General features: G+C 69.5%; 20 protein-coding genes and 1 tRNA gene. 11 read left to right on the forward strand and 10 right to left on the reverse strand.

The genetic code is table 11. The features are described from left to right. The first annotated feature begins 9 nt into the window (after positions 1 to 9). The gene (locus ACQCO7_RS21955) at positions 10 to 207 is read left to right on the forward strand and encodes a hypothetical protein (RefSeq protein ID WP_464077446.1); all 198 of its coding nucleotides are present in this window, start codon (positions 10 to 12) and stop codon (positions 205 to 207) included. 34 nt (positions 208 to 241) lie between these two features. Here ACQCO7_RS21955 and ACQCO7_RS21960 read toward each other — a convergent pair whose 3' ends face one another. Further along, positions 242 to 1,465 carry an RNA-guided endonuclease InsQ/TnpB family protein gene (locus ACQCO7_RS21960; RefSeq protein ID WP_464073446.1) on the reverse strand — a complete coding sequence of 408 codons (1,224 nt, stop codon included), beginning with the start codon at positions 1,463 to 1,465 and terminating at the stop codon, positions 242 to 244. A 28-nt stretch (positions 1,466 to 1,493) separates the two neighbouring features. Here ACQCO7_RS21960 and ACQCO7_RS21965 point away from each other — a divergent pair, with 28 nt between their 5' ends. The 4 genes from ACQCO7_RS21965 (at position 1,494) to ACQCO7_RS21980 (ending at position 4,180) form a co-directional block, all read left to right on the forward strand. Continuing rightward, entirely contained in the window at positions 1,494 to 1,655 is a 162-nt protein-coding gene (locus tag ACQCO7_RS21965; protein ID WP_464073447.1) for an Arc family DNA-binding protein, read from the forward strand. Between the two features lie 108 nt (positions 1,656 to 1,763). Further along, a complete protein-coding gene (locus tag ACQCO7_RS21970; RefSeq protein ID WP_464073448.1) occupies positions 1,764 to 2,402 on the forward strand; it encodes an aminodeoxychorismate/anthranilate synthase component II in 639 nt (212 codons plus the stop codon). Beyond that, positions 2,399 to 3,433 carry a class E sortase gene (locus ACQCO7_RS21975; protein WP_464073449.1) on the forward strand — a complete coding sequence of 345 codons (1,035 nt, stop codon included), beginning with the start codon at positions 2,399 to 2,401 and terminating at the stop codon, positions 3,431 to 3,433. The genes ACQCO7_RS21970 and ACQCO7_RS21975 overlap by 4 nt, the downstream gene beginning before the upstream one ends. Positions 3,434 to 3,445: 12 nt before the next feature. Next, on the forward strand, positions 3,446 to 4,180 hold the full coding sequence (locus ACQCO7_RS21980) for a class E sortase (RefSeq protein WP_464073450.1): 735 nt from the start codon (positions 3,446 to 3,448) through the stop codon (positions 4,178 to 4,180). A gap of 68 nt (positions 4,181 to 4,248) precedes the next feature. On the opposite strand, the gene ACQCO7_RS21985 is transcribed toward ACQCO7_RS21980, so the two are convergent. The 7 genes from ACQCO7_RS21985 to ACQCO7_RS22015 form a co-directional block, all read right to left on the reverse strand. Beyond that, the gene (locus tag ACQCO7_RS21985; protein WP_464073451.1) at positions 4,249 to 4,887 is read right to left on the reverse strand and encodes a restriction endonuclease; all 639 of its coding nucleotides are present in this window, start codon (positions 4,885 to 4,887) and stop codon (positions 4,249 to 4,251) included. 117 nt (positions 4,888 to 5,004) lie between these two features. Beyond that, on the reverse strand, positions 5,005 to 7,014 hold the full coding sequence (gene pknB / locus ACQCO7_RS21990; RefSeq protein ID WP_464073452.1) for a Stk1 family PASTA domain-containing Ser/Thr kinase: 2,010 nt from the start codon (positions 7,012 to 7,014) through the stop codon (positions 5,005 to 5,007). Positions 7,015 to 7,183: 169 nt separating this feature from the next. Next, positions 7,184 to 8,647: a peptidoglycan D,D-transpeptidase FtsI family protein gene (locus ACQCO7_RS21995; protein WP_464073453.1), complete on the reverse strand. Its 1,464-nt coding sequence runs from the start codon at positions 8,645 to 8,647 to the stop codon at positions 7,184 to 7,186. Beyond that, positions 8,644 to 10,083, reverse strand: coding sequence for an FtsW/RodA/SpoVE family cell cycle protein (locus ACQCO7_RS22000; RefSeq protein ID WP_464073454.1), 1,440 nt, complete (start codon positions 10,081 to 10,083; stop codon positions 8,644 to 8,646). The genes ACQCO7_RS21995 and ACQCO7_RS22000 overlap by 4 nt, the downstream gene beginning before the upstream one ends. A gap of 49 nt (positions 10,084 to 10,132) precedes the next feature. After that, the gene (locus ACQCO7_RS22005) at positions 10,133 to 11,638 is read right to left on the reverse strand and encodes a Stp1/IreP family PP2C-type Ser/Thr phosphatase (RefSeq protein WP_464073455.1); all 1,506 of its coding nucleotides are present in this window, start codon (positions 11,636 to 11,638) and stop codon (positions 10,133 to 10,135) included. 104 nt (positions 11,639 to 11,742) lie between these two features. Continuing rightward, positions 11,743 to 12,282, reverse strand: coding sequence for an FHA domain-containing protein FhaB/FipA (locus ACQCO7_RS22010; RefSeq protein WP_010350695.1), 540 nt, complete (start codon positions 12,280 to 12,282; stop codon positions 11,743 to 11,745). A 10-nt stretch (positions 12,283 to 12,292) separates the two neighbouring features. Next, entirely contained in the window at positions 12,293 to 13,126 is an 834-nt protein-coding gene (locus tag ACQCO7_RS22015; RefSeq protein ID WP_464073456.1) for an FhaA domain-containing protein, read from the reverse strand. Positions 13,127 to 13,504: 378 nt separating this feature from the next. On the opposite strand from ACQCO7_RS22015, the gene ACQCO7_RS22020 reads away from it, so the two are divergent. Further along, positions 13,505 to 13,588 (forward strand) — tRNA-Leu (locus ACQCO7_RS22020). A 119-nt stretch (positions 13,589 to 13,707) separates the two neighbouring features. Here ACQCO7_RS22020 and ACQCO7_RS22025 read toward each other — a convergent pair. Next, entirely contained in the window at positions 13,708 to 15,063 is a 1,356-nt protein-coding gene (locus ACQCO7_RS22025; protein ID WP_464073457.1) for a helix-turn-helix domain-containing protein, read from the reverse strand. A 188-nt stretch (positions 15,064 to 15,251) separates the two neighbouring features. On the opposite strand from ACQCO7_RS22025, the gene ACQCO7_RS22030 reads away from it, so the two are divergent. The 5 genes from ACQCO7_RS22030 (at position 15,252) to ACQCO7_RS22050 (ending at position 20,716) form a co-directional block, all read left to right on the forward strand. Then, positions 15,252 to 16,034, forward strand: a complete 783-nt coding sequence (locus tag ACQCO7_RS22030; RefSeq protein ID WP_464073458.1) for a DUF4232 domain-containing protein — start codon at positions 15,252 to 15,254, stop codon at positions 16,032 to 16,034. 31 nt (positions 16,035 to 16,065) lie between these two features. Then, positions 16,066 to 17,718: a murein biosynthesis integral membrane protein MurJ gene (gene murJ / locus ACQCO7_RS22035; protein WP_464073459.1), complete on the forward strand. Its 1,653-nt coding sequence runs from the start codon at positions 16,066 to 16,068 to the stop codon at positions 17,716 to 17,718. 146 nt (positions 17,719 to 17,864) lie between these two features. Next, positions 17,865 to 19,262 carry a DUF2252 domain-containing protein gene (locus ACQCO7_RS22040; protein ID WP_464073460.1) on the forward strand — a complete coding sequence of 466 codons (1,398 nt, stop codon included), beginning with the start codon at positions 17,865 to 17,867 and terminating at the stop codon, positions 19,260 to 19,262. Positions 19,263 to 19,386: 124 nt separating this feature from the next. After that, positions 19,387 to 20,190 carry a J domain-containing protein gene (locus tag ACQCO7_RS22045; RefSeq protein WP_010350687.1) on the forward strand — a complete coding sequence of 268 codons (804 nt, stop codon included), beginning with the start codon at positions 19,387 to 19,389 and terminating at the stop codon, positions 20,188 to 20,190. Between the two features lie 196 nt (positions 20,191 to 20,386). Beyond that, positions 20,387 to 20,716 carry a rhodanese-like domain-containing protein gene (locus ACQCO7_RS22050; RefSeq protein WP_464077265.1) on the forward strand — a complete coding sequence of 110 codons (330 nt, stop codon included), beginning with the start codon at positions 20,387 to 20,389 and terminating at the stop codon, positions 20,714 to 20,716. Positions 20,717 to 20,843: 127 nt separating this feature from the next. Here the strand turns inward: ACQCO7_RS22050 and ACQCO7_RS22055 are convergent, their stop codons facing one another. Beyond that, positions 20,844 to 21,974 carry an acyl-CoA dehydrogenase family protein gene (locus ACQCO7_RS22055; RefSeq protein ID WP_464073461.1) on the reverse strand — a complete coding sequence of 377 codons (1,131 nt, stop codon included), beginning with the start codon at positions 21,972 to 21,974 and terminating at the stop codon, positions 20,844 to 20,846. Positions 21,975 to 22,057: the final 83 nt, after the last annotated feature.

A 22,057-nucleotide genomic window follows, 5' to 3' on the forward strand; every position in this document is an offset into this window, starting at 1 on the left:
CGGTACGGCGTGAGTCTGGTGCCGTGGTACGACGGAAGGGACGGCATGTACGGCTGGATCTGGCGGCATCTGCCAGGCAATGCGTGGATCAAGGCACTGGTGTCGATCGTGCTGGTCCTCGCTGTCGTCTACGTCCTCTTCCAGTACGTCTTCCCGTGGGCCGAACCGCTGCTTCCCTTCAACGATGTGACGGTGGACAACCATTGACATCCTCCCCCAGCTGAAGCGGGGGATTTCTGGCTCAGGCTGCCTGCGGGAGCGGCGCTCCCGGAGGTCTTCCGCCATCAGCACCAGCCGGGTTGAGACCAGCCCGGACGAGCATCACGTGGGCGGAGTTCTTGTCCCTGGGGGACACGGCTCCGCACGCGGTGCACGTATAGGTTCGTTCGGAGAGGGGGAGTGCGTGCTTGGTTCTCGCACCGCACTCGGAGCAGTCCATCGTGGTGTGGGCCGGGTGCACGAGGTGCACGATACGGCCGTGTTTGCGGGCCATCTCGGTCAGCGCGGTCCTGGTCGCGCCGATCGCTGCGTCAGCGGCCTTGCGGGCCATCGTCGACTTCGCGAGGAACTTCGGCCTGAAGTCCTCGACGGCGAGCTGGTCGAAGTCACGCACGACCCTCTTCGCCCACTTGCGGCCGGTGTCCTGCCGCTGCCGGGCGACCTTCTTGTGGACCTTCGCCGCCGCGCGGGACGCCTTCCGGTAACCCTTCGACGCGGCTTTCCCGCGCGCGGGCTTCCGGCGGGCCATCTGCTTCTGGTACCGGGCGAGTTTCCGTGCGGCCGTCTTCCCGTGCTGGGCGTGTGGCAGGTCGTGCGCGTCGGAGGTGGTGGTGGCGGTCTCCTTGACGCCCCAGTCGATACCGATCGCCCGGCCCGTCGCGGGCAGCGGTTCGACAGCGGTCTTCACGACGAACGAGGCGTACCAGTGGCCGAGGCTGTCCCGGTACACCCGGACCGAGGTGGGGTCGGTGGGCAGGTCGCGGGACCACACCACGGTCAGGCTGATGCCGCCCGCGAGGTGCAGGCGGCCGTCCTTCAGCCGGAACCCGCGCCGGGTGTAGTTCATCGACGGCAGAGCGTCACGCTTGCGCTTGATCCGGGGCATCCCGGCGCGCTGCCGCATCGGCAGCCCCGCCTTGATGTCCTTCAACGCCTTGGCGCGGGACCTGCCGAAGTCACGGATGATCTGCTGCTGCGGCACCGAAGCACCTTCACGCAGCCACTCCATGGAGGTGCGGGCCTCGGTCAGCAGTTTGTCGAGCTGCGCCGGACCGCACGTCGCCTTCTCCGTAGTGTCCTTGTTCATGCCGTGGATCTTGCGGGACATGGCCACGCATTCGTTCCACACCCAACGGCAGCGCGCCCACTCGGCATTGAGTCCGGCGAGCGCGGTGGACGACACACGGAGGCGGTAGGTGTACCGGGCGTGCCCGGACTCCTCACTCGCCTGCTGTCGTGTCGTCATGCCACCATTCTGCCACTAGGATTGGAGTATGAATCATGAAGAAACCCGCATCACGCTCCGCCTGCCCACCGACCTCCACGCCTGGCTCACAGCACAGGCCAAGGCGAACCGACGGTCACTCAACTCCGAGATCCTCCACCGCGTCGAGGGCGACTACCGTGCCACCGCGGCAGGCGCTGAATCGCCCTGACGGCGATTCGGTTACCCCTATCCTGCTCCGCAGGAGTCCGATTCTCCCCCGCAAGCGGGAGGTGCCCCCACCCCGGCCTGAAGGCCGGGGCATCCTCGGAGGAACCCGGTGAGCGCGCGCATTCTCGTCGTCGACAACTACGACAGCTTCGTCTTCAACCTGGTCCAGTACCTGTACCAGCTGGGCGCCGAGTGCGAGGTCCTGCGCAACGACGAGGTCTCCACGGCCCACGCGCAGGACGGCTTCGACGGCGTCCTGCTGTCGCCCGGCCCGGGTACGCCCGAGGAGGCCGGCGTCTGTATCGACATGGTCCGGCGCTGCGCCGCGACCGGCGTCCCCGTCTTCGGCGTGTGCCTCGGCATGCAGTCCATGCAGGTCGCGTACGGCGGCGTCGTCGACCGCGCGCCCGAGCTGCTGCACGGCAAGACGTCCCTCGTCGAGCACGAGGGCCGCGGCGTCTTCACCGGCCTGCCCTCGCCGTTCACCGCGACCCGGTACCACTCGCTCGCCGCGCTGCCGCAGACCGTCCCCGCCGAGCTGGAGGTCACCGCGCGCACCCAGGACGGCATCATCATGGGCCTGCGCCACCGCGAACTCCCCGTCGAGGGCGTCCAGTTCCACCCCGAGTCCGTCCTCACCGAGCACGGCCACCTGATGCTCGCCAACTGGCTCGCCGAATGCGGCTACACGGACGCCGTCGCCAGATCCACCGGCCTCGCGCCGGTCGTGGGCAGGGCCACCGCGTGACCGCGCTGCGCCCGGAGCGCGAGGAGGCGTACGGGGCCGCTCCGTACGACTCCGGGGGGCCGTACGGCGGGGAGAGCTACGAGGCTGCCGGCGTTCCCGTCGCTCCCCTCGACGAAGAGACCGTCGCCCTGCGGATACCCGAGCAGCCCCACGGCGGTGAGCCCATATCCGCGTCTGCGGGGACGGCAGCCGCACCCGGCTCTCTCGCCCCCCTCGGGGGACGCGCGGCCCGCAGAAAGGCCGCCAAGGGCCGCCGCGGGCGTGTCGTCGCCGCACCGGCGGAGGAGTCCCGGCCGCTCGGCCAGGGCGCCCGCCCGCTGTCCCGCGTCGAGGCCCGCCGCCAGGCGAAGGCGCGCAAGCCCAGCCCCGCCGTCCTCGCCAGCCGCGCGCTCGGCGAGATGTTCATCACCACCGGCGTCCTCATGCTCCTGTTCGTCGGCTACCAGCTCTGGTGGACCAACGTCCGCGCGCACGCGCAGGCCGGCAGCGAGGCCGACCAGCTCCAGAAGGACTGGGCCAGCGGCAAGGGCGCTCCCGGCACGTTCTCCGCCGGGCAGGGGTTCGCCCTCCTCCACATCCCCAAGCTCGACGTCGTCGTCCCCATCGCCGAGGGCGTCAGCAACAAGAAGGTCCTCGACAAGGGGATGGTCGGGCACTACGGCGAAGGCACCCTCGCCACTCCGATGCCGGACGCCAAGACCGGGAACTTCGGACTCGCCGGGCACCGCAACACCCACGGCGAACCGTTCCGGTACATCAACCGTTTGCAGCCCGGTGACGCGATCGTCGTAGAGACCCAGGACGAGTACTACGTCTACAAGATGGCCTCGATGCTGCCGGTCACCTCGCCCAGCAATACCAGCGTTCTCAACGCCGTTCCGCCCGGTTCCGGCTTCACCCGGCCCGGCCGCTACATCACCCTCACGACCTGTACCCCGGAGTTCACCAGTAAGTACAGATTGATCGTCTGGGGCAAGATGGTCGAGGAACGGCCGCGCAGCAAGGGAAAGCCGGATGCGCTCGTCGAGTAGGGGCAGACAGACGTGACAGCGACGACCGACGGGACGACCACCCTGGACACCGGGTCCCCCGCGCCCCGCCGCAAGGGCGGACGCCTCGCCACCGCCGTGAGCGTCCTCGGCGAACTCCTCATCACCGCCGGTCTCGTCCTCGGGCTCTTCGTCGCGTACTCCCTCTGGTGGACCAACGTCATCGCCGACCGGGAGGCCGCGAAACAGGGCGACAAGGTCCGCGAGACCTGGTCCAGGCCGGCCGGGCCCGGCGCCCTCGACACGAAGGACGGCATCGGCTTCCTCCACGTCCCCGCGATGGACAACGGCGAGGTCCTGGTCGAGAAGGGCACGTCCTCCGACGTCCTGAACGAAGGCGTCGCCGGCTACTACACCGACCCCGTCCAGGCGACCCTTCCGGGCAGCGGCAAACAGGGCAACTTCACCCTCGCCGCCCACCGTGACGGCCACGGCGCCAAGTTCCACAACATCGACAAGCTGAAGAACGGCGACCCGATCGTCTTCGAGACGCGGGACACGTGGTTCATCTACAAGGTCTACTCCACCCTCCCCGAGACCTCGAAGTACAACGTCAAGGTCCTCTCCCAGATCCCGAAGGAGTCGGGGACGGAGAAGGCGGGGCACTACATCACGCTGACTACTTGTACGCCGGTGTATACGAGCCGGTATCGGTACGTGGTGTGGGGGGAGCTGGTGCGGACGGAGAAGGTGGATGGGAAGAGGACGCCGCCGAGGGAGTTGAGGTGAGGTCCTTAAAGGACCTCACCTCCTGTGGATAACTCGGCTGACTGAAGTCCTTCAAGGACTTCAGTCGTTCACACCGCGCTCATCACCCGCCGCAGCCTCGCCTTGTGCTGCCGGAGCCTCCTCTCCACGGCCTGCACATCCGCCCGTAGCGACACCAACTCCTTGCGGTGCTCTCCCGACGTCTCGATGAGCGCGTTGAACATAGGGACGACGGTCTTGCTGAGGATGTGGACGATGCGCTCGTCGATGCGGTCATCCACAGCCTGGAGGAAGGGGTCGGAGAGCCTGTGGACAGAGTTATCCACAGGCTGGGAACGGGCCATGTACTCCATGTCGAGGAGGTACACACGCACCTGACGTGCGGTTTCGCTGTCGCGGAGCAGCATGGCGACGTTGAGGACGGCTCGGCGGGAGAAGAGGGCGAGCGAGGCTGTGCGCGACCGGATCCCACTGACTTCCTTGAAGGAAGTCAGTTCTGTACCTGTCAGAACTCGGTAGCCGTTGGTTCCGAGTTCCTGTCGGTGGTCATGAACCAGAGAGGTGATGGCGGTCACCCCCACCCCGAAGTACGCCGCCACCATCGCCGTCGTCACATGCACCCCATCCGGCAGCAACGCCAGCACCTTGACCCGGTCCAACACCTCCGTCCGCTCCGCCACGCTCTCCCGCAGTGACTTGGACTCCAGCAGCACGGTTTCGTTGATCATGTCCTGCAAACGAGTGAACCGATCCGAAGACACGATCGACATACGAACGGATGAGCAACGAAAAACCCCGGCCCCCTCAGGACGAGGGAACCGGGGTTTTCACGGTGTGACCGGACGTCAGTCCTCCGTGCGGAACGCCGCCCCGTTGAGCCCGCCGAAGAAGCCGCCGCCGCCGTTGTTGCCCCCGTTGTTGTTACCGCCGTTGTCCTGGGCGAGCACGGTGACCGTCTGCCCCGGCTGGACCGTCTGCCCGGGACCGGGGTTGGAGTTGATCACGCGGGCGTTGTCGTCCTGGGACCCGATGACGTTGACCTGGAGCCCGAGGTTCGAGAGCGCCTGCTTGGCGTCCTTCAGCGACATGCTGGTCAGGTTGGACGGGATCTGGAGCTGAGCCTGGCCGACCTGGATGTTGATCGTGGTGTCCTTGTCCACCTGCTGACCGATCGACGGGTTGGTCGAGACGACCTTGCCGTTCTGGTTCTGGTCCTGGACCTGGACGTTGTTGCAGGACCCGGCCGTCAGGTTGTTCTGCTCGATCCGGGACTTGGCGTCCTCGCAGCTGAGCCCGGTGACGTCCGGAACGGTCTCCTTGGCCGCCGCCTTCGCGACGGTCAGCGTGATGGTCGACCCCTTCTCGACCTGATCGCCGAGCTTGGGGTCCTGCGCCAGAACCGTGCCCGCCGCCTCGGTGGACTCCTGCGTCACGGTCTTGACGTTGAACTCGTACCCGTCGCCCTCAAGCTTCTCCGTGGCCTTGTCCACGTCCTCGCCGAGAACACTGGGAACAGCCACCTTCGGCGCCCCGGTGGAGATGACGAGCTTGACCGTCGTCTGCTTGTCGACGGTCGCGCCCGCCGCCGGGTCCTGGGAACAGACCTTCCCGGTCTCGGCGTTCTCGCAGGGCTTTTTCTCGGCGACCGCGACCTGGAGATCGCCGTTGATGGCTGTCTGGCGCGCCTGTTGTTCCGTCTGCCCGACGAAGGACGGCACCGGGGTGGTGTCGTTCTTGGCCCCGTCACTCCCGTTCGTGACGTACCACCCGATGAGCACCGCCCCCACCAGCACCAGCACCGCGGCCAACGCCAGCACGATCGTCGACGTGTTCGACTTCTTCTGCTGACGCCGCCGGGCCGGCCGGTCGTCGTACCCGGCGAACCCCCCGTCATCGGGGTTCATCGGCGGCAACATGGTCGTCGCCCCCGAGTCGGACCGCAGCGCGGTGGTCGCCTGGTCGTCGCCGTAGCCGCCGTATCCGACCGCGCCGAACGCGGCGGTGGCCTGGACCGGCTGGCCGTCGAGGCACGCCTCGATGTCGGCGCGCATCTGGTCGGCGGACTGGTAGCGGTAGTTGGGGTCCTTGACGAGCGCCTTGAGGACGATCGCGTCCATCTCCGGGGTGATCTCCGGATCGAAGACGGACGGCGGCTGCGGCTCCTCGCGGACGTGCTGGTAGGCGACGGCGACGGGGGAGTCACCGACGAAGGGCGGTCGTACGGTGAGCAGCTCGTACAGCAGGCAGCCGGTGGAGTACAGGTCGGAGCGCGCGTCGACCTGCTCCCCCTTCGCCTGCTCCGGCGAGAGGTACTGAGCCGTGCCGATGACCGCGGAGGTCTGCGTCATCGTCATCCCGGAGTCGCCCATCGCGCGGGCGATGCCGAAGTCCATGACCTTGACCTGGCCGGTGCGCGTCAGCATGACGTTCGCCGGCTTGATGTCGCGGTGGACGATGCCGCTGCGGTGCGCGTACTCCAGTCCCTGGAGGATGCCGACGGTCATCTCCATCGAGCGCTCGGGCAGCAGCTTGCGCCCGGAGTGCAGGAGTTCGCGGAGCGTGGAGCCGTCGACGTACTCCATGACGATGTACGGGATCGAGACCCCGTCGAGGTAGTCCTCGCCCGTGTCGTAGACCGCCACGATCGCGGGATGGTTGAGCGAGGCGGCCGACTGGGCCTCCCGGCGGAACCTGGCCTGGAAGGAAGGGTCGCGCGCGAGGTCCACGCGCAGCGTCTTCACCGCCACGGTGCGGCCAAGGCGGGTGTCATGCGCGAGGTAGACCTCCGCCATGCCACCACGGCCGAGCACCTGGCCCAGCTCGTACCGGCCGCCGAGGCGACGCGGCTCTTCCATAGCTTGTTACCAGCCCTCTCCGTCGGTCCCGACCGGCACACACGCCCGGTCGGCGGCTGCCGTCCGGGGATACGCTACCCGGCTCGTTCTGTCTCACCTGGCCAAGCCCGTTACTCGATACAGGACCGGTATCGCAACGTGCACCGATGCGCGGATTACGTGAGCGGGGTCACTTCTTGTTGCCGATGACCGCCTGCATCACGGCCTTCGCCACCGGCGCGGCGAGACCGCCGCCGGTGATGTCCTCACGGACGGCGGAACCGTCCTCGACGACCACGGCCACGGCCACCGGCGAGGAGCCGTCGCCCAGCTTGGCGTAGGAGATGAACCAGGCGTACGGCTTCTCGCTGTTGTTCAGGCCGTGCTGCGCGGTACCGGTCTTGCCGCCGACGGTGATGCCGGGGATCTGCGCGTTCTTGCCGGTACCCGTCTTCACGACCGTCTCCATCATCTGCTGCACCTTCTGCGCGGTGGCGGAGGAGACGGCCTGGGAGAGCTCCTTGGGTTCGGTGGTCTCCAGGGTGTCGAGGTTGGGGGACTTGAGGGAGTCCACCATGTACGGCTTCATCAGCTTGCCGTCGTTGGCGATGGCCGCGGCGACCATGGCCATCTGGAGCGGGGTGGCCCGGGTGGAGCCCTGGCCGATGCCGTCGAGCGCGTTCTGCGGCCGGTTGTCCTCGGGGTAGACGGACTCGGCGGCGCGCACCGGGACGTCCAGCTTGCCCTCGTTGAAGCCGAACTTCGTGGCCTGCTCGATCATCTTCTTGTTGCCGACGTTGTCGGACATCTTCGCGAAGACGGTGTTGCAGGACACTTCGAGCGCGTACTCCAGGGTCGCGTTCTCGCAGTCGCCGTGCTCGTTGGTGAGGTCGGTCTTGGTCTGCGGCAGCTGGAACGGGTCCGGGGTGTCGGTCTTGTCGTCGATCCCGGAGACGATCCCGTTCTCCAGCGCGGCGGCGGCGGTGACGACCTTGAACGTCGACCCCGGCGGGTACGTCTCGCGCAGCGCCCGGTTCAGCATCGGGTCGTCGGGGTCGCTCTTCTTCTGTACGGCGTTCCACGCCTCGCCGTCGGCCTTGGACTGCCCGGCGAACTTCGAGGGGTCGTACGAGGGGGTCGAGACCAGCGCGAGGATCTTGCCGGTGGTCGGGTCGATCGCGGCGGCGGCGCCCTTCTTGCCGGCGAGACCCTCGTACGCGGCCTTCTGCGCGGCGGCGTTGAGGGTGGTGACGACGCTGCCGCCCGCGCGCTGCTTGCCGGTGAGCATGTCGAGGGTGTTGCGGAAGAAGAGGCGGTCGTCGGTGCCCGAGAGGATGCCGTCCTCCAGGTTCTCCAGGAAGTTGGAGCCGTACGCCTGCGACGAGAACCCGGTGACCGGCGCCCACATCGGGCCGTCCTTCCAGGTCCGCTTGTACTTGTAGTCCCCGGTGGTCTCCACCGAGCCGGTGATCGCCTTGCCGTTCACGATGATGTCGCCGCGCGGGATCGAGTACCGGGTGATCGGCACCCGCCGGTTCTTGTCGTCGGTGGCCAGCTCGTTCGCCTTGACGTACTGGAGCCAGTTCCCCCGCACCAGCAGGGCGAGGATCAGCAGACCGCAGAAGATCGCGACGCGGCGCAGGGGCTTGTTCATGAGGGTCGGACCACCTGGGTCATCTCGGCGTCGGGGTTCGAGGCGGGGGCCGGGGCCGGGCGGCGGGCCGTGTCGCTGATGCGGATGAGGATGCCGATGAGCGCCCAGTTGGCGATGACGGAGGACCCGCCGTACGCGAGGAACGGCATCGTCATACCGGTCAGCGGGATGAGGCCCATGACACCGCCGGCGACGACGAACACCTGGAGGGCGAACGCGCCGGACAGGCCGATGGCGAGGAGCTTGCCGAACGGGTCGCGCGCGGCGAGCGCCGTACGGATGCCGCGCTCCACGATCAGCCCGTACAGCAGGAGCAGGGCCATCAGGCCGGCCAGGCCCAGTTCCTCGCCGAAGGTGGCGAGGATGAAGTCGGAGTTCGCGGCGAACTTGATCAGCTCGGAGTGGCCCTGGCCCCAGCCGGTGCCGAGCGTGCCGCCGGAGCCGAACGCCCACAGCGCCTGCATGGCCTGCTCGGAGTGGCCGATGATGCCCTGCTGGGAGAGCTTGTACTCGCCCATCGGGTCGAGCCACGCCTGGACGCGCTGCTGGACGTGCGACTCGAAGCTCGCGACGCCGACCGCGCCGACCGAGGACATCAGCAGACCGAAGACGATCCAGCTGGTCCGCTCGGTGGCGACGTACAGCATGATCACGAACATGCCGAAGAACAGCAGGGACGTCCCCAGGTCGGTCTCGAAGACCAGGATGAGGATCGACAGGAACCAGACCACGAGGATCGGCCCGAGGTCACGCCCGCGCGGCAGGTAGAGACCGAGGAACCGGCGGCTGGCGAGCGCGAGAGCGTCCCGCTTCACCATCAGGTACCCGGCGAAGAAGATCGCGAGCACGATCTTCGCGAACTCCCCCGGCTGGATGGAGAACCCGGCGACCGAGATCCAGATCTTCGCGCCGTAGATGTTCTGCCCGAGCCCGGGGACCAGCGGCAGCAGCAGCAGGAAGATCGCGCCGGCCATCGAGATGTACGTGTAACGCTGGAGGACGCGGTGGTCCTTCAGGAAGATCAGGACGACGATGAAGAGCGCGATGCCCATCCCCGTGTACAGGAGCTGCCGGGGCGCCGCGTTGCCCGCCTGGTCGGCGTTCTGGAGGAACTTCGACTGGTCGAGCCGCCAGATCGCGACCAGCCCGAGCCCGTTGAGCAGCGTCGCCAGCGGCAGCAGCAGCGGGTCGGCGTACGGCGCGAACTTCCGTACGACGAGGTGTGCGACGCCGGCCAGCAGACCGAGTCCCAGGCCATAGCTGAGCAGCCCCGCGGGGACCTGCTCGTTGATGGCGAGGCCCACGTTGGCGTAGGCGAACACCGGGATGAGGACGGCGAACACCAGCAGTCCCAGCTCGGTGTTGCGTCTGCTCGGCGCGCCGATGGCACCGATCGTGGACGTGTGGTGCGTCGGTGTGTTGGTAGTACTGCTCATCGTGTGACGGGGCCTCTCACGGCTTGCCTCTTGCTTGCCTCACGGCTCGCTACTGCTTGCCGCACAGCGAGACGACCTGCTCCTCCTCCTGAGAGAGAGACGGCCCGGGGCTCGGGGTGGCCGACGGGCTGGCCGCCGGGGACGGGGACGCGTTCGGTCCCGGGCTCTGCGTACCCGCCGTGGCCGACGGGCCCGGCGACGGCTTGGACGCGGACGACGAGGATCCGGTTCCCGAACTCCCCTCCTGCGCCTGCTTCTTGCACGCGGACGCCTGGATCGACAGCTCGTCGAGTTTCTTCTGGGCGCCCTTCAGGCTGGACGCCGGGATCGTCTCCTCGACCTGCTTCTGCTGGTACTGCGGGAGGTACTTGAGTTCGATCTCGGGGTGGTCCTTCTCGACCTTCGAGAGCGAGACCCAGGCGAGGTCCTGGCTGATCCCCCGGTACAGCGCGAGGTGCTCGCCCTTGGCGGCGACGTAGTACTGCGTCTGCGTCCACCGCCAGCCGCCGTACAGACCGGCGCCGACGACCGCGAGGGCGAGCGCGCTGTAGAGCGAGACCTTGAGCCACTTACGGCTCTTGCGGGGCTTGACGAAGTCGTCCTCGGAGTAGTCGCCGAAGCCGTCGGTGGAGATGAAACCGGTCACGTCCCCCGATCCGGGGGGCCCGAACTCGCCGCCGCCGGGGTTCGCGCGGTGCCGTCCGAGGCTCGCGGCGCGTCCGGCCGGGGTCTGCATGATGCCGTTGTCGTGCGGCAGCTGGAGCTGGTTCTCGGCGACCGCGCCGACGACCACGGGGGTGTCGTACAGCTGGCTCGCGAGGGTGTCGCCGGTGTCGAGGTCGAGGACGTCCGCGACGATCACGGTGATGTTGTCGGGGCCGCCGCCGCGCAGGGCGAGCTGGATGAGCTCCTGGATGGTCTCGTGGGGCCCCTGGTAGCTGGCCAGGGTCTCTTCGAGGGTCTGGTGGGAGACGACGCCGGAGAGGCCGTCGGAGCAGATCAGATACCGGTCGCCCGCCCTGACCTCGCGGATCGAGAGGTCGGGTTCGACGTGTTCGGCGGAGCCGAGGGCGCGCATCAGCAGGGAGCGCTGGGGGTGGGTCGTCGCCTCCTCCTCGGTGATCCGGCCCTCGTCGACGAGGCGCTGCACCCAGGTGTGGTCCTGCGTGATCTGCGTGAGGACGCCGTCGCGCAGCAGGTAGGCGCGCGAGTCTCCGACGTGTACGAGGCCGAGGCGCTGGCCCGTCCACAGCAGAGCCGTCAGGGTCGTCCCCATGCCTTCGAGCTGGGGGTCCTCGTCGACCAGCGAGCGCAGCTGGTCGTTGGCGCGCTGGACGGCCGTGGCGAGGGAGGTGAGGACGTCCGAGCCGGGGATGTCCTCGTCGAGCGCGACGATCGTGGAGATCGCCTCGGAGGAGGCGACCTCGCCGGCGGCGGCGCCGCCCATGCCGTCCGCGATGGCGAGCAGGCGGGGGCCGGCGTATCCGGAGTCCTCGTTGCCCTCGCGGATCATGCCCTTGTGCGATCCGGCGGCGAAGCGCAGGGAGAGACTCATGCGCACCTCACCGGTCGGTTCGGCGTAAGGCCGGTCGTGTCGAGCCACACTGCCCACCCTCCGGTCGGGAGCTCGCTCCGCTCGCGCTCATTCATGATGCAGCACTACTTCCGCAGCTCGATGACGGTCTTGCCGATGCGGATCGGGGCGCCCAGCGGGATCGGTGTGGGGGTCGTCAGCCGCGTTCGGTCGAGGTACGTGCCGTTGGTGGAGTTGAGGTCCTCGACGATCCAGTTGCCGTCGCGGTCCGGGTAGATCCTGGCATGGCGGCTGGAGGCGTAGTCGTCGTCCAGCACGATCGTCGAGTCGTGCGCCCGGCCCAGGGTGATGGTCTGGCCCTGGAGGGCGACGGTCGTGCCGGTGAGGGTGCCCTCGGAGACGACCAGCTTGGTGGGTGCGTTACGGCCCCGGCGGCCCCCGGAGGCGGGCTGCTGGCGCTGCTGCGGGGGCGCGGCGGCGGCCTGCTGCTGCCGTCGTCCCTGTTGCGCGTTCTGGTCACCGCCCCGCCGGGAGCGCTGCGAGCCGCGCTGGGTGACGCGCGTACCGAACAGGTCGCTGCGGATGACCTGTACGGCCACGATCACGAACAGCCACAGTACGGCCAGGAAACCCAGCCGCATGACCGTCAGGGTCAGCTCTGACATTGCCCCCGCTTCACCCTTCGGCTTGCCTGTAGATAACGGTGGTGCTGCCCACGACGATCCGCGAGCCGTCGCGGAGCGTAGCGCGGGTGGTGTGCTGTCCGTCCACCACGATGCCGTTCGTGGACCCGAGGTCCTGGACGGTGGAGGGCGAACCGGTACGGATCTCGCAGTGCCGGCGCGAGACGCCCGGGTCGTCGATGCGCACGTCGGCGTCGGTGGAGCGGCCGAGGACCAGGGTCGCGCCGGAGATCTGGTGGCGGGCGCCGTTGATCTCGATCCAGTGCCGGGCGCGGGAACCGGGGGCGGGCGCACCGGCGAGGCCGCCGCCCTGTCCTGCCTGGCCCGCTTGTCCCGCGGTGGGCGGGTAGCCGTATCCGGGGCGCCCGGGCGGCGGGGAGGCGGGCATGGGGGGTGCGCCGTACGGAGCCGGGGCGGCCGGTCTGCCGGCCGCGGGGGCCTGCTGGTCGGTCGAGCCGGAGAGGGTGCGGCTGCGGACCCGGTACAGGCCCGTGTCCAGGTCGTCCGCCTTCTCCAGGTTGACCTTGATCGGCCCCATGAAGGTGTAGCGCTGCTGCTTCGCGTAGTCCCGCACCATCCCGGCCAGTTCGTCACCGAGCTGTCCGGAGTAGGGGCTGAGGCGCTCGTGGTCGGGCGTGCTCAGCTCGACGATGAAGTCGTTGGGGACGACGGTCCGGTCCCGGTTCCAGATCTGGGCGTTGTTGTCGCACTCGCGCTGGAGCGCTCCGGCGATCTCCACGGGCTGGACCTCGGACTTGAAGACCTTGGCGAAGGTGCCGTTGACCAGCCCTTCCAGGCGTTGTTCGAACTTCTTCAGAACTCCCATGGGGCACCTCCTCCGTCGTGACGGCTCGGTCGTTGTCGCTGCGGGCCGTGCTGTTCGAACGTCTCGTGCTGTTGCTCGTACTGCTTACTGATCGTATCCACGCGGCGGTGAAAGAGCCGGTTCCCCTTTCGCGCCGTGCTGCCGAGGATCGTAGAGGCGCTCACGGACCAGTGTCCCGCACCTGACTGTGCACCTGCTCCGGCTTCCCGGGAGACGGGGGAACACCGGTACGAGGTTGATACGTGTCACTCACCGGGGCGGGACGGTGGGTACCCCTGTGTGACAAGTGAGGTGAAGGGGCCGGATCCCCCGTGGTAATGTTTTCCACGTCGGAAGGGGCCAGCCCGCAGGGGCCGGAGCCCGGAAGACACACCCAATGCGCGGGTGGCGGAATAGGCAGACGCGCTGGATTCAGGTTCCAGTGCCCGAAAGGGCGTGGGGGTTCAACTCCCCCCTCGCGCACAGTGAGAAACCCCTCAGGTCATCGACCTGGGGGGTTTCTTCATGCGTTGGCTCCGGCTTGTGCGGTGTGATGTCCGTCCTGGTGTGAGGTGTCTCTCACCAGGGCGCGTACGAGATGGTCAGGGGGTCTGGCCCTCGTTGCGTGGGGTGCGGATCCACTCGTTGCCGCCCAGGGGGTAGTCCCAGATGTCCCGGCCGTCGTCGGCGCTCGTGCGGAACGGGGTGCCCTCGTTGTCGATGTGGACGGTGCCGGTGCGGGTGCCGCTCGACCACTTCAGGGTGAGGTCCCAGCGGACGTCGTGCGCGGTCGTCGTCGCGTTGATGTAGAAGACCTCCGGGTCCGATTCGCTGACCTTGTACGGGAAGCCGCGCTGGCCGCCCTTCACCGTCACCGCCGGGCTGCCCTGGTCCAGGTCGACCGCGAACGACTTCGTCTCCACGTTGCCGCCGCAGCCCGAGCCCATGCCGTACACGTTCCACGCGAGCGGGGCGTGCTTGGTCAGGATGCGGACGTTCAGGGACTCCAGGACGACCGTCTCGCGGCCCGTGCCCTGGAGCGTCAGGCCGATCATCTGCTGGTTCGCGGAGACCGCGCCGTTCGCCGCCGCCCAGCGGGGGGCGTCGGGTTCCGGTGCGGGCGGGCCCATCTGGGCGGGTTCGCTGTCCACGAGGAACTCCTGACTACAGGGGGACTCGTAGACGTACGGGCGGACGCCGACCGTCAGGGGGGTGCCGGTGGGTTCGGGGGCGGCTTGCGGGGCCGACGCCGAGGGGGCTGTCGTCGAGGAGGCCGTCGTCGAGGGGGACGTGGAGGGGCTCGGTGAGGGGGCGGGGGAGCGGGGTGCCGAGGGGGCGGTGGGGGTGGGGTTGGTGAGACCGGCCGCTTTCCCGTCCGGGGAGGCTTCGTCCGGGCGGTTCGCGACCAGGGCCGCGGCGGTGAGGGCGGTGACCAGCGCCGCTGCGGCGATGAGGGTGGCTTTGCGGGGGAGCCTGCGGGAGGGGGGCGGGCCTTCGAGGGTGTCGGGGGTTTCGGCGGGGGCGGCCGGAGTGGCGGGGGCTGTGGGGGTGGCGGGCCGCTTGGCCCAGCTCGGGGTGGTCTCGGGCGGCGGTGAGGTCTCGGGGCTCGGGGGCTTCGTGGCGGCCGGTGGCGTCGGCGCTGTCTCGCCGGGCGGCTCGACAGGGACGTACGGGTCCGTCGTCTCCTTCGTACGGCGTCTGCGCGCCGTGTCCGCGAGGATCCAGTGGCGGTGGAGGTCCACCAGCTCGTCGGGGGTCGCGCGGCAGGCTCGGGCGAGGCGTTCGACGGGGGCGTACTCGGGGGGTACGGCGGTGCCGTTGCAGTAGCGGTGGAGCGTCGACGTACTCATGTGGAGGCGCTTGGCGAGGGTGCCGTAGCTGAGTCCTGAACGGTCCTTGAGGGTGCGCAGCCGCGCCGCGAACTCCTCGATGTCGTCGGCCCCCACCGTCGCTGACACCTGTCGCTCCCTCTTCCCGTGTCCCGTTCGCGCGTTCCAGGCGGACCGCGTTCCCCCTGGTGGGAGTGTGTTTTTCCGTTCCGGCGTCCCCAACTGGGCGCTGGGCGTGGCAGTTGGGACGGATCACCCCACAAGCTCGGGTCATCCAAGCACCACACCGACCCGAACGACTAAGGGGCAGCTCAGCCATGTCCGGTTTCCGTACCTCCCGTACCCGTCGTGTCCGTCTCGTGAGCGCCGCGGCGGGCGTCGTGATGGCCGCGTTGTCGATGACCGCCTGCAAGGACGGGACGGGGGTCGATGTCACCGGGGCGCCGGTGCCGGCGTCCTCCTCGGACGCGCCGCCCGCTTCCGCTCCGGCTCAGGGTTCGACCTCTGGTGGGGCTTCGACGTCCGGTGGGTCCGCTTCGACGGGGGGTTCGTCGGGCGGCTCTTCGGCCGGTAAGGAATCCTCCGTTTCCGGCGGCACCTCCGGGGGTACGTCAGGTGGCTCCACCGGCAAGCCCTCCACCGCCAAGCCCTCCGCCGGGAAGTCCGCCTCGCCCGTCACCTGCGAGGGGTCCAACACCAAGACCGTCGCCGCGCCCGTCAACCGGCCCGTCAACCACATGCTGCTGACCGTCACCAACACCGGCGGCAAGCCCTGCTTCCTGTACTACTACCCGGCCGTCAGGTTCACCGGTGCGCAGTCCGTGCCGCCGGTCATCGAGGACTCGCAGCCGCAGGCCGTCGTCACGCTGGAACCGGGGCAGTCCGGGTACGCCGGGGTCGCGCTCTCGGCGACCGACGGCAGCGCCTCGGGCGGCCGTACGGTGAAGTCGCTGGCGGTGTACTTCTACGGCCGTGACCTGGACGGCGGCAGCGTCGGCACCGGCGCCAAACCGAAGCTGCCCGCCGGGGGCGTCTACATCGACGACTCCCTCAAGGTGACGTACTGGCAGCAGGACATGGCGGACGCCCTGATGTGGTGAACGGATCGCGCGGGTCGCTAAGTTGACCCGCATGGTTCAGGGGGCGGGCAGTGTGGCGCGGCGTCGGCACGCGGCGGAGAAGAAGCAGGCGGGGGTCGGGCGCTCGTCCGTCCTGATGGCGCTGGGGACGGTCGTGTCGCGGGCGACGGGGCTGATCCGGCAGGTGCTCCAGGCGGCGGCGCTCGGCACGGGGTTGCTGGCCAGCACGTACAACACGGCCAACACCGTGCCGACCAGCCTCTACACGCTGCTGATCGGGGGTGCGCTGAACGCGGTCCTCGTTCCTCAGCTGGTACGGGCGCGGGCCACCGACGCCGATGGCGGGCGCGCCTACGAGCAGCGGCTCGTCACCCTCGTCGTGACCGTCCTCGCGGTGGGTACGGCGGTGGCGGTCTGGGCGGCGCCGGAGATCGTGTCCATCTACATGCGGGACACTCCCTCGCATCACGCCGCCTTCGAACTGACCGTCACTTTCGCCCGGTTCCTGTTGCCGCAGATCTTTTTCTACGGGGTGTTCGGGATGTACGGGCAGGTCCTCAACGCGCGGGAGAAGTTCGGCGCGATGATGTGGACTCCGGTGCTCAACAATTTCGTGCTCATCGGGATGTTCGGGTGCTATCTCGGGTTCATGACCGCTCCCGAGCGGGTGCAGGACATCACGGATACGCAGGTGCGGTTGCTCGGGATCGGGACCACCGCCGGGATCGTCGTCCAGGCTCTCGCGCTGATTCCCTTCGCCCGGGCCGCCGGATTCCGGTTCCGGCCTCGGTTCGACTGGAAGGGGACGGGGCTCGGGGGGAGTGTTCACGCGGCCAAGTGGACCCTGTTGTTCGTTCTCGCCAATCAGGTCTCCCTGACTGTCGTCACGAATTATGCCAACGCCGCCGACAATGCTCTGCCGGACGGGGGTGTCGGGTATTCGGCCTACACCTACGCCCAGACCATCTGGATGCTGCCCCAGTCCATCGTGACCGTCTCGCTGGTGACCGCTCTGCTGCCCCGGATGAGCAAGGCGGTCGCCGAAGGGCGGCTCGGGGATCTTCGGGCCGATATCTCGCGGGCGTTGCGGGTGAGTGGGGTGGTGATCGTTCCAGCGGCTTTTCTGTTCCTGGCGCTCGGGCCGCAGATCGCGACGGTGATATTCGCACATGGCGCCGCCGACGCGGATTCCGTTCGGCCGTTGGGGCAGATGTTGCAGGCGTTCGGGCTGGGGTTGATCCCGTTCTCCGCGCAGTATTTGCTGCTCCGAGGTTTTTACGCCTTCGAGGACACCCGCACGCCGTTCTTCATGACGTGCTGGGTCGTCGCCGTGAATATCGCGCTGGCCGTCGCCTGTCATGCGCTGTTGCCGGCCCGGTGGGCCGTGGTGGGGATGGCCGGAGGTTACACGCTGTCCTATTTCGCCGGATTGCTGATTACTTCGAGGGTGCTGAGGAAGCGGGTCGGGGGGCGGTTGGATTCCGGGGAGGTGCGGCGGTCGTACACGAAGGTGGTCTTCGCGGCGGGGGTCGGGGCGGGGGCCGGGTGGTTGGTGGCCCGGGTGTGTGAATCGGCTCTGGGGGGCGGGGTGTTGGGGGCTGGGGGTGCGCTGGCTGCGGGGGTTGTGGTGCTGGGGGCGGTGTTTCTCGGGGTGGCCCGGGTGGTGGGGGTGGGGGAGTTGGGGAGGGTGCCGGGGTTCAAGTGATTCACGTGAGGGATGGGGCGCGGGTGGGTGACGGAGTTGTCCGCAAGTCGGGAGTTGTCCACAGGGCATGCCGGGTTTCGGGGGATGGCTGTACGGTCGGGGCGAGTTGATGATCGTGCGGTGGTGCACGGGGGAGGCGGTCGGTCGTGAGCGGGGTTCGGATTCCTCGGGTGGCGGGGTTCGCGGAGTGGAACGGGGACTCGGGCGAGGCGCCCAAGGAGGTCGGGAAGGGGCTGCGGCGGGCGGTGCCGAGGAGTGCGCACGCCGGGTTCGAGGTGGACGAGGCCCGTCCCGAGGTCGTCGCCGTCGTGGAGGAGTCGAACCGGGGCCGCATCGCCGGGCTGACGCCGATCAGGGTGGGGCGGATGGCGGCCTCGCCGTTCGCGTTCCTGCGCGGCTCCGCCGGACTCATGGCGTACGACCTGGCGCGCACGCCCGCGACGAGAATCCCGGCCCAGATCTGTGGCGACGCGCACGCCGCGAACTTCGGTCTGTACGGCGACGCCCGTGGACATCTGGTCATCGACCTCAACGACTTCGACGAGACGGTGATCGGCCCGTGGGAGTGGGACCTCAAGCGCCTCGCCGCGTCCCTCGTGCTCGCGGGCCGCGAGGCCGGTGCCGACGAGGACACGTGCCGTGAGGCCGCGCACGGCACGGTCGGTGCCTACCGGCGCACGATGCGGCTGCTGGCCAAGCTGCCCGTCCTCGACGCGTGGAACGCCATCGCCGACGAGGAGCTGGTCTCCCACAGCGACGCCCGCGATCTGGTGGGCACGCTGGAGAGGGTCTCGGAGAAGGCCCGCGCCAACACGAGCGGACGCTTCGCGGCGAAGTCGACGGAGCCCTCCGAGACCGGCGGACGCCGCTTCGTGGACGCGCCGCCCGTCCTGCGCCGCGTCCCGGACGAGGAGGCGTCGGCCGTGGTCGCCGCCCTGGAGTCCTACCTCACGACCCTCTCCGAGGACCGGCTCCCCCTGCTGGCCCGCCACTCGATCCACGACGTCGCGTTCCGCATCGTCGGCACGGGCAGCGTGGGCGCGCGCTCGTACGTGGTCCTCCTCCTCGACCACCGGGGCGAGCCCCTCATCCTCCAGGTGAAGGAGGCCCGCCCCTCCGTCCTGGTCCCCCACCTGGTGACCGCCGGTTTCCCCGTCGACCCCGTCGACCACGAGGGGCGCCGGGTCGTCCTCGGCCAGAAGCGCATGCAGGTGGTCAGCGACATCCTGCTCGGCTGGACCACGGTCTCCGGCCGCCCCTTCCAGGTACGCCAGTTCCGCAACCGCAAGGGCAGCGTCGACCCCGCCGCCCTCGCCCCCGACCAGCTCGACGACTACGCCCGCATGACCGGTGCGCTCCTGGCCCGAGCCCACACCCACAGCACCGACCCCCGCCTGATCGCCGGCTACTGCGGCAAGAGCGAGGAACTGGACGAGGCGATCGCGCGGTTCGCGGTGTCCTACGCGGACCGCACGGAGGCGGACCACGGGGCGCTGGTGACGGCGGTACGGGAGGGGAAGGTGGAGGCGGAGACGGGGGTGTGAGGGAGGGGTGAGCGGAGGTGGGGGGCGGGGTGGGGGTGCGGGCGAGGCGGCTCGCCTAACGGCCGTATCCCTGCCAGGACCCGTACGCGCCCGGCGTCCCCAGCGGAGCGATTACGCTGGGCGGGTGACGACCCCCGAAGCTGAAGCTGAGCCGGCGCGGCCCGAGGAGCGGCTCGCGCAGGCCGTGCGGGCCGCCGAGCAGGCGCTGATCGAGTTCGAGATCGCGGTGGAGACCTTCCGGGTGGAGGTCGACAACTTCTCCCGGCTGCATCACCAGAAGCTGGGGCCGATGTACGCCCGGCTCGACGAACTGGACGCGCAGATCGCGGAGGCGAGGGCCGCGCGGACCGGCGATCCGGAGGACGTACGGATCGCGGCGGAGGCGCGGGCCCGGGTGATGCCCATGCCCGGCGTCGAGGAGCTGTTCCACGGCTGGATGGACGGCGACGGCCTGTTCCCGGAGGCGGTGGCGATGCTGACGGAGCAGCCCGTACGCCCCCCGGAGCGCGTCCGCCCCAGCGACGAGGCCCGCAAGCTCTACCGCGACCTCGCCCGCAAGGCCCACCCCGACCTCGCCCAGGAGGACGCGGAGCGCCTGCGCCGCGAGGAGTTCATCACGCGGGTGAACGCCGCGTACGCCCGTGGCGACGAGGCGCTGCTCCGTGAGCTGTCCGAGGAGTGGGCCGCGGGCCCGGTCCCCCCGGAGCGCGAACCCGCTCCCGGCGATGTCCTCTACGCCCGCCTCGAATGGCTCGCCCAGCGCAAGGAGATGCTGGCCGCGCTCGCGAAGGAGCTGGAGGACAGTGCGATCGGCTCCATGCTGAAGCTGGCGCCGGACGACCCGGACCGGTTGCTGGAGGAGATCGCCGAACAGCTGCTGACGGACGTGGCGAACAGGGAGCGGGAACTGGCGGGGTTGCTGGGGTAGTGGTTCGGGTGCGGGTCGGTGGGTGGCTGGGGCAGGGGCGTCGGTGCTCGCCCGGGCCGGTGGGGTGCCGCTGCGCCCGCCTCGCCGTGACCGCCTCGCCGTGACCGTTTGTGGGCGTCGACGTGTGGGACCGGTGGTCGTAGGCCGGCCGGGGGCGTGGTTCGGGTAGCGTCGGGGCATGAGTTTCGGAGCTGGTGTGCCCACGGTCGAGGTCGCGGACCTCAAGGACGGCGACTTCCTGCTGGACGTCCGCGAGGACGACGAGTGGCAGGCGGGCCATGCCGCCGGTGCCCTGCACATTCCCATGAGCGACTTCGTGGCCCGCTACGGCGAGTTGACCGAGGCGGCCCCGCAGGACGCCCGCGTCAACGTCGTCTGCCGCTCGGGCGGACGCTCGGCCCAGGTCACGGCGTACCTGGTCCAGCAGGGCATCGACGCGGTCAACGTCATCGGCGGTATGCAGGCGTGGGAGTCCGAGGGCAGGCCGGTGGTACGCCCGTCGGGAGACCCGGGCACGGTGGTCTGAGCACGGCCGGGACACGGGGCGCCCGCACTGGCCGAAGTCCGGCGCGGGGCGCCCCTCGGCGGGGGAGGGTCTCTTCGGTCGGCGGGGCGCATCCGCCGACCGGCATGAAGCGGCATCCTCGTAGGCATCACCCCAACGCGTACGCCCCCAACAACTCCCCCAACGCCTCCTCGTACCCCCCCGCCGCCCCCAGCGACAGCTCAACCTGCTTCGCCCAAGCGTGATACCGGTGCAGCGAATAATCCGCATCGGCCCCGAACCCCCCATGCAGATGCTGAGCCGTCTGCACGACCCTCCGCACCCCCTCCGCCGCCCACACCTTCGCCACGGCCACATCCCCGGCGACCGGCAGCGCCCCCCGCGTGCCGGAGGCGATGCGCCAAGCGGCCTGCCAGAGGGTCGCCTCCATGGCGCGGAGGTCGATGTACCGGTCCGCGGCCTGCATGGCGACCGCCTGGAACGTGGCGATGGGATACCCGAACTGCTCCCGCCCGGCCGTGTACTCCGCGGTCATCCGCAACACCCGCTCCCCGAGGCCGGAGGCCACCGCACAGGTCCCCACCGCCAGCACCCCCCACAGCCACTCCCAAGCCCCCTCCCCCTCCACGACGTACTCCCCCGCGACCCGCACGGACTCCAGCCGCACCTCCCCCACCCGCTCCCCGGCGGTCGACACCTGCTCCCCGAGCACGACGTCCCCGGCCCGCACGACGGCCAGCACACTCCGCCCGTCCCCCACGTGCGCGGGTACGACGACGAGGTCCGCGTCGAACGCCCACGGCACCACCGTCTGCACCCCGTCGAGCACCCATCCCACCCCCTCCCGCCGCGCGGAGACCGCGAGTTCGGCCCCGTCGTGCCCCGTCCGCCCGTGCGCGGCGACGGTCAGCACCGTCTCCCCCCGCCCGGCCGACGCGAGCACCGCCTCCTTCAACTCGGCAGACCCGTACGTCTGGATCGCTGCGGATGCCGCGACGCTCTCCAGCAACGGCACCCGCGCGAGCACCTTGCCCGCCTCCCGCAGCACCAGACAGAGCGCGATCACGTCGAGCCCGGCCCCGCCGTACTCCTCGTCGAGCAGCAGGCTCAGCAGGTCCGCGTCCGCGAGCTTCGCCCACAGCTCCCGGTCGAACCCCTCGGCGACCGGCCGCCCTTGGGTCTTCGCCGGGGACGGCACCCCGTCGGGCGCCACCCCCGCGAACACCCCGCGCGCCGCCTCGGCCGCCGCCTGCTGCTCCTCGCTGAACGTGAAGTCCACGGCCTGGTCCTCCCGACGGGGTCACACTCGGATCTGACGGTCCGTCAAGATAGAACAGGTTCTAGAAGAAGGGAACGGCCGCA

It is taken from the genome of Streptomyces saintjeani (assembly GCF_055409605.1).

Coding starts and splice junctions, on each gene's coding strand:
- ACQCO7_RS21960 (WP_464073446.1), bottom strand. CDS start 1,465: ATGACGACACGACAGCAGGCGAGTGAGGAGTCCGGGCACGCCCGGTAC.
- ACQCO7_RS21965 (WP_464073447.1), top strand. CDS start 1,494: ATGAATCATGAAGAAACCCGCATCACGCTCCGCCTGCCCACCGACCTC.
- ACQCO7_RS21985 (WP_464073451.1), bottom strand. CDS start 4,887: ATGATCAACGAAACCGTGCTGCTGGAGTCCAAGTCACTGCGGGAGAGC.
- pknB (WP_464073452.1), bottom strand. CDS start 7,014: ATGGAAGAGCCGCGTCGCCTCGGCGGCCGGTACGAGCTGGGCCAGGTG.
- ACQCO7_RS21995 (WP_464073453.1), bottom strand. CDS start 8,647: ATGAACAAGCCCCTGCGCCGCGTCGCGATCTTCTGCGGTCTGCTGATC.
- ACQCO7_RS22000 (WP_464073454.1), bottom strand. CDS start 10,083: ATGAGCAGTACTACCAACACACCGACGCACCACACGTCCACGATCGGT.
- ACQCO7_RS22005 (WP_464073455.1), bottom strand. CDS start 11,638: ATGAGTCTCTCCCTGCGCTTCGCCGCCGGATCGCACAAGGGCATGATC.
- ACQCO7_RS22010 (WP_010350695.1), bottom strand. CDS start 12,282: ATGTCAGAGCTGACCCTGACGGTCATGCGGCTGGGTTTCCTGGCCGTA.
- ACQCO7_RS22015 (WP_464073456.1), bottom strand. CDS start 13,126: ATGGGAGTTCTGAAGAAGTTCGAACAACGCCTGGAAGGGCTGGTCAAC.
- ACQCO7_RS22030 (WP_464073458.1), top strand. CDS start 15,252: ATGTCCGGTTTCCGTACCTCCCGTACCCGTCGTGTCCGTCTCGTGAGC.
- murJ (WP_464073459.1), top strand. CDS start 16,066: ATGGTTCAGGGGGCGGGCAGTGTGGCGCGGCGTCGGCACGCGGCGGAG.